This window comes from Streptococcus sp. DFI.7.26, assembly GCF_022240605.1.
In the GTDB taxonomy this organism is placed as follows: Bacteria; Bacillota; Bacilli; order Lactobacillales; family Streptococcaceae; genus Streptococcus; species Streptococcus xiaochunlingii.
This window is the reverse complement of sequence record NZ_JAKOGN010000001.1, coordinates 449,878-462,435: the sequence shown is the minus strand read 5'-3', so window position 1 is coordinate 462,435 and position 12,558 is coordinate 449,878. Positions and strand designations below refer to the sequence as shown.

Below are 12,558 nucleotides of genomic sequence, written 5' to 3'. Positions count from 1 at the left end.
GATTTTATTGTGTTTAAAAGTGATCTAATATAGAAAGAGATACAAAACAGTCCTATATAAACCCTATAACATCTTTCCGAAAAACTATAATTTTCTTGAAAAATCTATCTAGCTATGCTATACTACTAGTATAGAAAGATTTGGAGAAAAACATGAAACGCGAGATCTTATTAGAACGGATTGATAAACTCAAACAAGTCATGCCCTGGTATGTATTGGAATATTATCAATCGAAACTGGCCGTTCCATACAGTTTTACAACTTTGTACGAATACTTAAAGGAATACGATCGATTTTTTACCTGGGTTTTGGAATCTGGTATATCGGATGCTGATACCATGGCCGAGATCCCTTTAGACGTTCTGGAGCACATGACCAAGAAAGACATGGAATCCTTTATTCTTTACTTACGTGAACGTCCTCTGCTCAATGCCAATACGACAAAAAACGGGGTTTCCCAAACAACGATTAACCGCACCCTTTCTGCACTGTCTAGTCTCTATAAGTATTTGACTGAGGAAGTTGAAAACGAGCAAGGGGAACCTTATTTCTACCGCAATGTCATGAAGAAGGTTGCTACCAAGAAAAAGAAAGAAACCTTGGCTGCTCGAGCTGAAAATATTAAACAAAAGCTCTTTTTGGGTGATGAAACAGAAGGTTTTCTTAACTATATCGACCAGGAGTACCCTCAAACACTCTCAAATCGCGCCTTATCCTCCTTTAATAAGAATAAAGAGCGAGATTTAGCCATTATCGCACTCCTTCTTGCCTCTGGTGTCCGTCTCTCTGAAGCCGTTAACCTAGACCTTCGTGACCTCAATCTTAAGATGATGGTCATTGACGTCACTCGAAAAGGTGGAAAACGAGACTCTGTTAATGTTGCTGCCTTTGCTAAGCCTTATCTAGAACAATATCTCGCTATTCGAGACAAACGTTACAAGACAGAAAAGACTGATACAGCTCTCTTTCTGACCTTGTATCGAGGTGTTCCAAACCGGATCGATGCTTCTAGCGTTGAAAAGATGGTCGCCAAGTATTCAGAAGACTTCAAAGTCCGCGTGACACCCCACAAGCTTCGCCATACATTAGCAACACGTCTTTATGATGCAACCAAATCACAGGTTTTGGTCAGCCACCAGCTAGGACATGCTAGCACCCAAGTTACAGACTTGTATACGCATATCGTTAATGATGAGCAGAAAAATGCCTTGGATAGTTTATAAAATTACATAACGTAAATTATGTAATATATTAGTTTTAAAAAGAGCGATAGATTTTTTGAATATCTACCGCTCTTTTATACTTTCTATAAAAATTCGATCCAATAATTACGGTGTGGCTCAATAATGACTGGTTTTCCCCAGAATGATTTTAGATAGGCCAAGTTTGCAGGGGTGACAGGTCTTTTTTCACCATTGAACTTCTCTGCACTCTCTTCCGTTAGAAAGCATTTAACAGCTTCATATGGTGTACCATCGCTCGCTATTCGATCAATTCCTAAATAAGCAATTTCATCACCGGCTTTTGGAAAATCTGTAAATAGTTTACCAATAAAATAAACCGTCTTATCTTTCATTAATTCATAAGCCTTACTATTTTCCAGTCTGTTATTCGCTGCAGCGTACATAATACAAAAACTATCTACAATATCTTTCAAAGGCATTAATTCTTCTTTGCTGACTATAATTTCGTCGGGAGCAAGTCCACCAATGATTAAGTTTTGATAATGAGGTTGCTGGATGATATTATCTAAAGCCATTCCTAATGGTAGTTGGACAGCTTGATAGCCTAATGGTTCTAGCACTTGCTTTTTCTGGTCAAGGTGTCCTTGTGTAATACTGATATTCAAATCATATGGACTTGAAGGTTGTTGCTTGCTAAAAAAAGCCACTACTATACGATCTAACTGTTCAAATAGACCAAGATTTTCAACTGGAATTTTCATCATCGAATATGATCCCCTTTTTTGTTCAGATTTCCTCTATATTCTACTCTCATTATTTTTGAATATCAAGAAAAGAGGCCGTGTCATGAACTAACTTTTGATGAAAAATCTTAAACATTTTTGTTTGACATAATCTTTTTTCTTCAATAGCTCTTACCTCATGAATAGCTAACTATAAAAGATAATACAGAAGATCCTACCATTCTTCAGCCATAGACTAGTTGAGTTTTACCACTTCGTCGGCTTTTTCCCAAATCACTGGATTATGGGTTGCGATAATGATTATACGCTCTTGATTCTTTAACGTTAAGAGTAAGTCCATCACCTCTTGAGAGGTTTCTGGATCAAGTGCTGCAGTTAATTCATCCGCTAAAATCAAAGGTGGATCTTTTAAAATAACTTTAGCCAATGCGACACGTTGTGCCTCGCCACCAGATAATTCATAAATCTTTTGATCCAGAGAAAGGTAAGCCAATCCTACTTTTTTGAGCACTTCTTCTTTTTGCTGCTTCTTCTCTTTTTTCGTTAATTTTTGCCCAATCAATCCCAAATCTAAATTTTTAGCGATCGTCTCGTTTTCAAGTAGGCCAAAGTTTTGAAAGAGATAGCCTAATTCATGCTTAAAAAAGTGATGCTGTTTGATCTGTTTCAGTTCTTGCCCTTGATAGCTTATATTCCCTTTTTCATAAGGCTCTATCTTCGCCAAGATATTAAGCAAGGTTGTTTTACCACACCCACTATTTCCGATCAGAGCATAGACCTTACCTTCTGTAAATTGCAAACTCAAATCTTGAAAGACCGTTCGTTGGCCAAATGATTTGGTTAAATGTTCTACGCTAATCATATTAGGCTCCTTTCAGTACAGTGGCTAACAAGTGGTCTTCTTTATGAGACCGATACAGAAGAATGAACCAAGCATTAGTAATAAATAGCAAGAGAGTGACAAGAGCAATCCACCATTCTTGAGTGAGAAGGAATACCAAGAGGCTTCCTAATAGCAAGAGGCTACTTTCTGAGAGCAAAATCATTTGGTGAATGTTTACAAAACCCAGACCTGCAATCTTCTTCAAGAAGATTTGTTTTCTAAACTCTTCAAAATATAGGAAATTCATGGTGTTAAAAAGAAGAATAGAAGTTGCTATACCAAAGACTCCTCCTGCAATTATCATGAGATTTTCTATTTGGATGAATTGGGCCATTTGCTGGTAAACGTCCACTGCATAGTCGTACTGACTAACACTTTTTTCAAGATTATACTCAGCGACTAGCTTCTTACTATTCTGAAGTCCATTAAAATAAAGGTAGGAATTTAGGTGGGTGAAATATGGATTCTCATAGCCTCCAAAACTTTCAGGTTGAATAACCACTAAAACAGGATCTGTAAAGAATTGTTTATAGCTGATTGGTGTGTTGTTGTAGATAAAGCGTTTTTGATGATTCGGAATATACGTTACCTTCGCCTTCATTGATAAGGTGATATTTCCTTGATCATCTCGAGGAGATAGATAATCTTCATATCGCTTGATCATCTCCTCTTCTCGACCTTTTAATTTTTCCGGAAGTAAGAGACCAAATTCTCCTGCTTGTAAGTGATTTAAGTGATCTTTTTCTTCAGGAGAAACTGGAACACCTTGGATTTCGAGGTAATTTGGAGTTACATAGAGAGTTCGTGCAAGTGGATCGTAATCTGTGATTGAAAACTCTTTACCTGTACTAGGATCCGTCATAACTCCTTTTGAACTAAAAAATACGAGATTATGATAAGCTAAAAGACCACCATTTTCAATACCAGACTCGATGAGCTTAGACCATTTTGCTCTGTTCTCAATTTGCGTCTCTTTGTTTGTATTCTGTGAAAAATCTTCTCGATTTGTACCAATTTGGACCCAATTCGACTGTTTTGACCAAGCCTCACTTCCCTCTTGGTGAGTTTGCCAGACTGATCCATAAATACTGATTCGATGAATCGCAAGACCAATTAATGCCACAGCGAGAAATTGACAAATAAAGAGGAAAACCAAAATGCGCTTCAATGGAACCTTCCCTTTTAAAAGGGGGACTAAATGAATCGTTTGAATACTATATGCAAAGAGGAAGGATAAGAAAACAGACAAAATTAGTAAAATGCCATTGTAAATAATACTACTGGAAATGACGATGGAATAGGAAAAAGGTGTCAATTGAAAACAATAAATCAGAACAGCACCCATTATACTTGCGCCAATACATCCCAAAAGCAACTCTATACTATCATCTTTTAAGGAATGTCCAAAAAGTTGCAAGCGTCTCATTCCTGAGATATATCGAATCCCAGCGCTTCTCATTTCAAGTGTTTTTTGTATAATCGTCAAAGCGCTAAAACTAATAATAAAAATAACCAAGGCAAGTGATTGTGAACCTGAGCCAAAAAAGGCAATAAAGGTCTGCAGAGGATTTGGTTTCTCTATAAAAGTTTGTGAGAAACCAAGAGTATGAAGCGTTTGATCCAGCTTTTCAGTTTCTAAATCACCTGTTAATACATAATAATTCACTACCAGGCTTTCATTGGCAGCCAGTTCTTTCTTCTCTCTTTTAATTCCAAGAGGAAGCTTTCCCTCTCCGTAGATATCATAGGTGAAAACAACCTGCCCTTTAGAATCTGTTCTTTGTATCTGACGGGCAATTATACTATGATTTTCCCTTGCCAAACGGTCTAAACTGGAAGATAACTCTTCATATGTGACGCTCTTTTCTCGTCTCAGCACAGCTACTACCGGAAGACTGCTGTGGATAACCGTATTTGGAGAAATAAAGGCAATCCAAATCAAAAAGCTAGAGATGAAAAGGTTTGATAAAATAATAAATACACGTTTCATATCATCACACTTTCTAAAGCAGAAAAGGAAAGTAATACCTAGCTAGTCAATCATTTTCGTTGTTTCGTAATTCCTGAGTTTTATAAATTATAGTTATATTCTTTGTAAGCGAATACACTTTTCCACCTTTACTATACTACAAAATCCTTAGTAAAACAATAATTTCTATGTGAAACTAGTTTCAAAAAAGAGATCCGCTTCTGCGAATCTCTTTTGACTTTATTCCACCACAGCCTCAGCAATTTCTTCTGCAGTGATTCCTGCGAAGTAACGACCTAAATTAATGGTATGAAGGGCTTTAAGAACATCTTCGCGTTCGTATTTGACACCACGAAGGACATCTTCTACTGCTGCTACGTCTTCGATACCAAAGAAGTCTCCATAAATCTTGATGTCTTGGATTTTGGATTCAATAACATTCGCAAAGATTTCAACCTTACCGCTAGGGAATTTAGTCCCACGACGAACATTGTATTCAGGAGACTTTCCGTAGTTCCAATCCCAGGTACCAAACTTGGTTTCCTTGATACGGTTGATCTCCGCCAATTCTTCATTTGAGAAGACATATTCTGTCATCTCAGGATATTCTTTCTTCATGTAGTCCAAAAGCAGGTCACGGAATTCTTCAACAGAGATCTTTTCTGGCAGCTCATCGATAATATTAGTTACTCGAGCACGGACGGATTTAACCCCTTTGGACTCAAACTTGTCTTTAGACACCTTGAGAGCATTGGCAAGGACAGACAAATCAACATCAAAAAGAAGGCAACCATGATGCATGATCCGACCATTGATATAGGCTTGGGCATTTCCGCAGAATTTCTTACCGTCGATTTCTAAGTCGTTACGGCCTGTAAATTCAGCTTTAACACCAAGTTCAGCTAAAGTATTGATCACTGGAGTAGAGAAGCTCTTGAAGTCAAAGGCCTTGTTTTCATCTTCTTTTGAAATGATGGTATAGTTTAGGTTGTTCAAATCATGGTAAACAGCGCCACCACCACTGATTCGACGGACTACTTCAATTCCGTTTTCGCGTACATAGTCACGGTTAATTTCTTCGATGGTATTTTGGTGACGACCAACAATAATCGATGGTTTGTTAATCCAAAGAAGGAAGATTTGATCCTCATCTAAAAGGTGTTTAAAGGCATATTCTTCCAAAGCAATATTAAAAGCAGTGTCGTTTGAATGATTGATAATGTATTTCATAAGATACCTTCTAATACGATAGAGACTGGAAAATAATTCCAGTCTAGTCTATCTATTTTTATTTTTTCTTAGGTGAATGGACGGCCATTCCAAGTACATCCGCAAAGGCTTCGTACATCACTTCTGAGAAGGTTGGGTGCCCATGGATGGTCTTGAGCATTTCTTCTACAGTGATTTCCATCTCAATGATGGTAGAAGCTTCGTTGATCAATTCAGCAGCTGCTGGACCAATGATGTGAACCCCAAGAACTTCACCATATTTCTTGTCTGCAATGACTTTAACAAATCCTTGAGCCGCATCTGATGCAATGGCACGTCCGTTAGCCGCAAAGTTGAATTTACCGATTTGGACATCATATTTCTCACGAGCTTGTTCTTCTGTCAAACCAACAGCCGCAACTTCAGGAAGTGTGTAGATAGCTGCAGGAGTCAAGTTCAATTTAGCAACAGCGTGATTTCCTTTAAGGGCATTTTCAGCCGCTACTTCACCCATACGGAAGGCAGCGTGGGCCAACATCTTCGTACCATTGATATCACCTGGCGCATAGATACCTGGAACAGATGTTTCCATATATTCATTGACCTTGATACGACCACGGTCTAATTCAAATTCAACTTCTCCAATTCCTTCAAGATCTGGAACACGACCGATTGAAAGAAGAGCTTTGTTTGCGATGATATCGTCTTTTCCTTCAACCTTGATACGGAGTTTGCCATCTTCTTCAATGATTTCTTGCAGTTTCGTATCGGTCAAGATTGTCATTCCCTTGCGTTCAAGGATCAAACGAAGGTTCTTAGATACTTCCGCATCCATGGCTGGCACGATGCGGTCCATCATTTCGATGACTGTAACCTTAGAACCAAAGGTCATGAAGGCTTGACCAAGTTCGATACCGACAACCCCACCACCAATAATCACAAGGCTTTCTGGGACTTCATTCATATCCAAGATGTCATCACTCGTCATTACAAGAGAAGACTCCATACCAGGAACGTTGATTTTGCTTACTTTTGAACCACCAGCAAGGATGATTTTCTTGGTTTCAAGCCATTCAGAACCGTTGACCAAGACATTCTTATCCTTAGTGATAGTACCGATTCCTTTATGAACATCCACTCCGTAGCTACGAAGAAGACCCGCAACACCACCAACAAGGGTATTAACAACTTTAGATTTAGTTTCTAAAAGTTTATCCATATCCACTGAGAAACTTGGATTTTCAATGATAATACCACGGTTTGCCGCATGACCAATATTTTCGATGATTTCAGCGTTGTGGAGGTAAGTCTTAGTTGGGATACATCCGCGGTTCAAGCATGTTCCACCAAGTTCAGATTTCTCAACAAGAGCAACTTTACCACCTAGTTGAGCTGCTTTAATAGCAGATACGTAACCAGCAGGACCACCACCAATCACTACGATATCATAAGCGTCATCGCTCTTATTGTCATCGTTTGAAGCACTTGCTGCAGCTGGTGCTGGACTTGCTTCTGGTGCTGCTGCTCCAGCTGTAGGGATGTTTTCCCCTTCTTCACCAAGGTAACCGATTACTTCTGTTACAGGAACAGTTTCTCCGTCCCCTTTCAAGATAGCGATCAAGTAACCGTCTTCTTCTGCTTCTAATTCCATGCTGACTTTATCTGTCATGATTTCAAGGAGCACTTCTCCTTCTTTTACAAATTCGCCGACTTTCTTATTCCACTGAACGATTTGTCCTTCGGTCATATCTACGCCGGCTTTTGGCATAATTACTTCTAAGGCCATTTTATTTCCCTCTTTTTCTTGTTTCTATTCTCTCTCGTTGATTAGACCAACATTGAAATCGGGTCTTCAATCAAGGCTTTCAAGTCTTTCATGAATTTGGCACCAGCCATACCATCGACAACGCGGTGGTCAATGGTCAAGCCCAAGCTCATGATTGGACGAATGACGATTTCACCATTAACTACAACTGGTTTTTCAATCGTTGCGCTAACCCCAAGAATGGCAGAGTTTGGTTGGTTGATAATTGGTCCAAAAGATTGAACACCAAACATCCCCAAGTTACTGATAGTAAAGGTTGAATTTTGCAATTCGCTTGGAGCAAGCTTACCATCCAAGGTACGTCCGATAACGTCCTTGAAGGCTACCACCAACTCTGATAAAGTCATCTTTTCTGCGTTATAGACAACCGGTGTCATCAGCCCATTGTCCATCCCAACTGCCATCGCTAAGTTGACATAGTTGTGAGTGATGATGGTTTTGCCATCCTCCGTCAATGACGCATTAATGTATGGGTGTTTCATCAAGGTCTTAACAACTGCTAGAGAAAGCAAATCTGTTACAGTGACTTTCTTGCCAGTGGCTTCCATGATTGGATCCAATACTTTCTTACGAAGGGCCAACATTTGAGACATATCAACGTCATAGTTCAAAGTAAAGGTTGGTGCTGTCAAGTAAGATTCCACCATCCGTTGAGCGATCACCTTCCGCATTGGTGTCATCGGAATCCGCTCGATCTCACCATAAGGTGTCACATTATCTGGAGCTTCCTCCACCTTCTCAATTTGAGCAGGTGACTTAATGGTCTCATTCTCGATATTTTCAGGAAGGAAAGCAAGGACGTCCTTCTTCATGATCTTGCCACGATGACCAGTTCCTTGGATTTCTTGCCAAGCAATATTGTGTTCTAAAGCAATTCGTTTTGCAAGTGGTGAAATGCGAACCACATTTGTGTCTTTATATGTTTCCACGTCTTCTTTGTGGACACGACCGTTTGCGCCTGAACCAGAAACATCATAGAGGTTGATCCCTAGATCATCCGCTAATTTTCTAGCCGCAGGAGTCGCTCTTAGCTTATCATCAGCCATGACCTCTCCTATTCTATTATAAGATACTAAGGGCGTCAAAAGTCAAAGTGAAAATAGGAAACTTGACGAAGAAACTTTAGTTTCTAGGAAAGTTTATCTTTTTCACACAGACTTTAGCCCGAGTTCAATTTTATGATGCAAAGGGCGTTTAAAAGCGACAGAAAAATAGGAAATCAACGCAGACTTCGATGAAGTCAAGGAGATTTATCTTTTTTCCGAGCTTTTAGCCCGTGCTCTAATCTAAGATATCAAGGACGCAGAGAACTTTGCATCTTAAAGATACAAAGTTTCTACGTCTGATTCAATAGATACTACATAATTTAAATTATGTCTTATTCTTTATTATACGTTTTACGAATGGCATCTTTGATGCTTTCAACTGTTGGAATCATTGCATTTTCAAGGTTTTGTGCGTAAGGCATTGGCACATCTTCCCCCGCACAACGACGGATGGGTGCATCCAGATAATCAAATGCTTCTGATTCAGAAATGATAGCTGAGATTTCACCGATATAACCACTTGTTTTATGGGCGTCATTGACAAGGACGACTTTTCCTGTTTTCTTAACAGAATTAATAATAATCTCTTTATCAAGTGGAACCAAGGTACGTGGGTCTACTACTTCTACTGAAATGCCTTCTTCAGCTAATTCTTCAGCTGCTTGCATGACACGACGAAGCATTTTCCCGTAAGTTACGACAGTGACATCAGTACCCTCACGTTTGATTTCTCCTACACCAAGTGGAATGGTATAGTCGGGATCAACAGGCACTTCCCCTTTTTGGTTGAATTCTGATTTGTATTCAAGAATGATCACTGGGTTGTTATCACGGATAGAAGACTTGAGAAGTCCTTTCATATCCGCTGGAGTTCCTGGAGCAACAACCTTCAAACCAGGAATATGGGTGAACCATGATTCCAAAGATTGGGAGTGTTGAGCTGCAGAACCAACTCCGTTACCAGCAGCACAGCGAACGGTCATCGGTACTTGCCCTTTTCCACCAAACATGTAGCGCGTCTTCGCAGCTTGGTTGACGATAGCATCCATGGCAATCACTGAGAAATCCATGAAGGTCATATCAACGATTGGACGAAGTCCAGTCATGGCTGCACCAGCTGCTGCACCTGAGATAGCAGCCTCAGAAATCGGACAGTCACGAACACGTTCTGGACCGAACTCCTCTAGCATCCCTACAGAAGTTCCGAAGTCTCCACCGAAAACTCCGACATCTTCCCCCATCAACAATACATTTTCGTCGCGACGCATTTCCTCAGACATAGCAAGGATAATGGTATCGCGGAAAGACATTAATTTTGTTTCCATAATTCTCTACTCCCCCTTAGTCTGCGTAAATATCTTCGAAAGCTGATTCGAGTGGAGGGAATGGGCTTTCTTCCGCAAATTTCACTGAAGCTTCAACGGCTTCTTTCACTTCTTCTTGAATCTGATCCAATTCTTCTGCGCTCGCAATTTCATTTTCAAGGAGATACTTGCGAAGGTTTTCGATTGGATCTTTCTTCTTCCACTTTTCGACTTCTTCACGAGTCCGGTATTTACCGGGGTCAGATGAAGAGTGACCAAGCCAACGATAGGTGACACTTTCGATCAAGACAGGACCTTTACCGGAGCGGACGTGTTCAACAGCTTTTTGGAATCCTTCATAGACATCAATGACGTTGTTACCATCAGGAATAAACATTCCTGGAATGCCGTAAGCAGCACTACGCTCATGAATGTGCTCCACATTTGTCATTTTCTTGATGTCAGCAGAGATTCCATAACCATTATTAATACAATAAAAAATTACTGGAAGATTCCAGATAGAAGCCATATTGACCGCTTCGTGGAAGACACCTTCATTGGTTGCACCATCCCCAAAGAAGCAGACAACAATCTTACCAGTTTTATGCATTTGTTGAGTAAGTGCAGCCCCTACAGCAATCCCCATACCACCACCGACGATACCGTTGGCACCGAGGTTACCGGCATCAAGGTCAGCGATATGCATAGAGCCTCCCTTTCCTTTACAAGTACCAGTATACTTGCCAAGGATTTCAGCCATCATGCCATTCAGATCGATACCTTTAGCGATCGCTTGACCGTGACCACGGTGGTTAGATGTCAGCAAATCGTCATCATTTAAAGCCAGCATCGCTCCAACGTTTGCTGCTTCTTCACCAACAGAAAAGTGCGTCATTCCTGGCACTTTCCCTTTTTTTACTAACTGTGCAATTTTTAAGTCCATGCGACGGATTTCTTCCATTTTACGGAACATTTCCAATAAGAGACTTTTGTCTAATGTTGCCATTATTTCGCCTTTCTTAGCATTTATTCATTCTCTTTCATTCTAGCCAAAAATGTAAGCACTGTCAAAGAATTTGCTCATTTCCTTTCACAAACTAAATCGCCTAACATACTGATAGAAATGATTTTACAAACTGTTATATAAAAGATTCACAAACTTTCACATGATAAGCCGGTCACATCAAAAAAACCGATAGGAAAGCCCTATCGGAATCATCTTATTGATGGCGTTGACCAAAGTCACGAATCATTTGTTCCAACTCCTTACGGCTTGGAGTTGTTAACATGTAGAGGTAGTCCCCTTGAAGCTCTGCAAAGGCTGCAGGCATATCCTTCTTCACGCGGAACTGGTCTTGGTATTTGGCCAAAACTTCTTCCTCTGAAAGGACATAGGCTGCATTGGCACGGCGAGAAGTCGCCAAGCAATAAAGAGGCTCAAATTCAGAAGTTGGGAAAGGTTCTCCGGCTACAATAGCTGCATAACCTCGGTACAAGTCGATGGAATGAGCATAATTGTAGACATCGATCGTAAAGCCACCTGCTGGACGATTATTGTACTCGATTGCAATATAGTCATCCCCATCACGGAAGAACTCAATGTGGAAGAAACGTTCCTTCATGCCAAAGGCTTTAACAATCGCTTCCCCATACTGACGCAATTTTGGATCCATCTCTTTGAGGACATAATAAGAATTGTCCATTTTGTAGAGCATTAAGTCAAGTGGCGTATAGGCATAGTCAAAAGTAGTTGAGAAGACAATGTTACCATCGCGATCGACCAGACCATCGAAGGTACAAATCTCGCTAGAAGTGACGAATTTCTCAAAGAAGTACTCCGTATGTCCATCCCATTCTGCTTTAAAATGATCGACATCTTCTGGTGTTTCAAGTTTAAAGGTCGCTGCTGCACCTACTCCATTATCAGGCTTGGCAATCAATGGCAACCCAATCTTCTTCACAGCCTTGTCGATATCTTTTTCTGCTTTTACCACAGCACCAGGAACGACAGGAACTCCTGCTTTCTTGAAGAGTTTTTTCATTTCTGATTTAAACTTGGTTTTCTTCAAATCTTTAGGTTTGGCACCAAAGACATTAAATTGCTCACGAAGTGCCGCATCCAATTCCAACCAGTATTCATTGTGAGACTCGATGCGATCGATTGGGCCGTGTTTATAGAACAGAAAGGCTGCTGCACGCTTCACTTCATCTAAGTCTTCCATATTTTCTACACGGAAATACTCTGTCAAACTATTGCGTAAAGGCTCATCTAACTGTTCATACGGCTCTTGACCAATCCCCAAGACAGTGATTCCTTTGTTAGCTAGTTCAATGGTGAATTGTTGGAAATTTTGTGGATAATAAGGTGAAATAACAAGATAATTCATAGAGGTCT

General features: G+C 40.1%; 10 protein-coding genes. 1 reads left to right on the top strand and 9 read right to left on the bottom strand.

Annotated elements, in window-relative coordinates:
- Positions 1-152: 152 nt before the first annotated feature.
- On the top strand, positions 153-1,223 hold the full coding sequence (xerS, locus tag L0M85_RS02340; protein ID WP_003001539.1) for a tyrosine recombinase XerS: 1,071 nt from the start codon (positions 153-155) through the stop codon (positions 1,221-1,223).
- 83 nt (positions 1,224-1,306) lie between these two features.
- On the opposite strand, the gene L0M85_RS02335 is transcribed toward xerS, so the two are convergent.
- The 9 genes from L0M85_RS02335 to L0M85_RS02295 form a co-directional block, all read right to left on the bottom strand.
- Complete coding sequence (locus tag L0M85_RS02335; RefSeq protein ID WP_238656381.1) at positions 1,307-1,948, bottom strand: hypothetical protein; 642 nt, start codon at positions 1,946-1,948, stop codon at positions 1,307-1,309.
- A gap of 214 nt (positions 1,949-2,162) precedes the next feature.
- Positions 2,163-2,789 carry a putative bacteriocin export ABC transporter gene (locus L0M85_RS02330; RefSeq protein WP_238656380.1) on the bottom strand — a complete coding sequence of 209 codons (627 nt, stop codon included), beginning with the start codon at positions 2,787-2,789 and terminating at the stop codon, positions 2,163-2,165.
- Position 2,790: 1 nt separating this feature from the next.
- Positions 2,791-4,800 (bottom strand): DUF1430 domain-containing protein, encoded by a 2,010-nt coding sequence (locus L0M85_RS02325; protein WP_238656379.1) that lies wholly within the window; start codon positions 4,798-4,800, stop codon positions 2,791-2,793.
- 219 nt (positions 4,801-5,019) lie between these two features.
- Positions 5,020-6,009, bottom strand: a complete 990-nt coding sequence (locus L0M85_RS02320) for a lipoate--protein ligase (protein WP_238656378.1) — start codon at positions 6,007-6,009, stop codon at positions 5,020-5,022.
- A 58-nt stretch (positions 6,010-6,067) separates the two neighbouring features.
- On the bottom strand, positions 6,068-7,774 hold the full coding sequence (gene lpdA / locus L0M85_RS02315; protein WP_238656377.1) for a dihydrolipoyl dehydrogenase: 1,707 nt from the start codon (positions 7,772-7,774) through the stop codon (positions 6,068-6,070).
- 41 nt (positions 7,775-7,815) lie between these two features.
- On the bottom strand, positions 7,816-8,859 hold the full coding sequence (locus L0M85_RS02310; protein WP_238656376.1) for a dihydrolipoamide acetyltransferase: 1,044 nt from the start codon (positions 8,857-8,859) through the stop codon (positions 7,816-7,818).
- A gap of 332 nt (positions 8,860-9,191) precedes the next feature.
- Positions 9,192-10,184, bottom strand: a complete 993-nt coding sequence (locus L0M85_RS02305) for an alpha-ketoacid dehydrogenase subunit beta (RefSeq protein WP_023026810.1) — start codon at positions 10,182-10,184, stop codon at positions 9,192-9,194.
- A 16-nt stretch (positions 10,185-10,200) separates the two neighbouring features.
- Complete coding sequence (locus L0M85_RS02300) at positions 10,201-11,169, bottom strand: thiamine pyrophosphate-dependent dehydrogenase E1 component subunit alpha (RefSeq protein WP_129269131.1); 969 nt, start codon at positions 11,167-11,169, stop codon at positions 10,201-10,203.
- 214 nt (positions 11,170-11,383) lie between these two features.
- Positions 11,384-12,550: an ATP-grasp domain-containing protein gene (locus tag L0M85_RS02295; protein ID WP_238656375.1), complete on the bottom strand. Its 1,167-nt coding sequence runs from the start codon at positions 12,548-12,550 to the stop codon at positions 11,384-11,386.
- Between the last annotated feature and the right edge of the window lie 8 nt (positions 12,551-12,558).

Bases quoted from the DNA above. Each gene is read 5' to 3' on its own strand.
- xerS (WP_003001539.1), top strand. From the start codon at position 153: ATGAAACGCGAGATCTTATTAGAACGGATTGATAAACTCAAACAAGTC.
- L0M85_RS02335 (WP_238656381.1), bottom strand. From the start codon at position 1,948: ATGATGAAAATTCCAGTTGAAAATCTTGGTCTATTTGAACAGTTAGAT.
- L0M85_RS02330 (WP_238656380.1), bottom strand. From the start codon at position 2,789: ATGATTAGCGTAGAACATTTAACCAAATCATTTGGCCAACGAACGGTC.
- L0M85_RS02325 (WP_238656379.1), bottom strand. From the start codon at position 4,800: ATGAAACGTGTATTTATTATTTTATCAAACCTTTTCATCTCTAGCTTT.
- L0M85_RS02320 (WP_238656378.1), bottom strand. From the start codon at position 6,009: ATGAAATACATTATCAATCATTCAAACGACACTGCTTTTAATATTGCT.
- lpdA (WP_238656377.1), bottom strand. From the start codon at position 7,774: ATGGCCTTAGAAGTAATTATGCCAAAAGCCGGCGTAGATATGACCGAA.
- L0M85_RS02310 (WP_238656376.1), bottom strand. From the start codon at position 8,859: ATGGCTGATGATAAGCTAAGAGCGACTCCTGCGGCTAGAAAATTAGCG.
- L0M85_RS02305 (WP_023026810.1), bottom strand. From the start codon at position 10,184: ATGGAAACAAAATTAATGTCTTTCCGCGATACCATTATCCTTGCTATG.
- L0M85_RS02300 (WP_129269131.1), bottom strand. From the start codon at position 11,169: ATGGCAACATTAGACAAAAGTCTCTTATTGGAAATGTTCCGTAAAATG.
- L0M85_RS02295 (WP_238656375.1), bottom strand. From the start codon at position 12,550: ATGAATTATCTTGTTATTTCACCTTATTATCCACAAAATTTCCAACAA.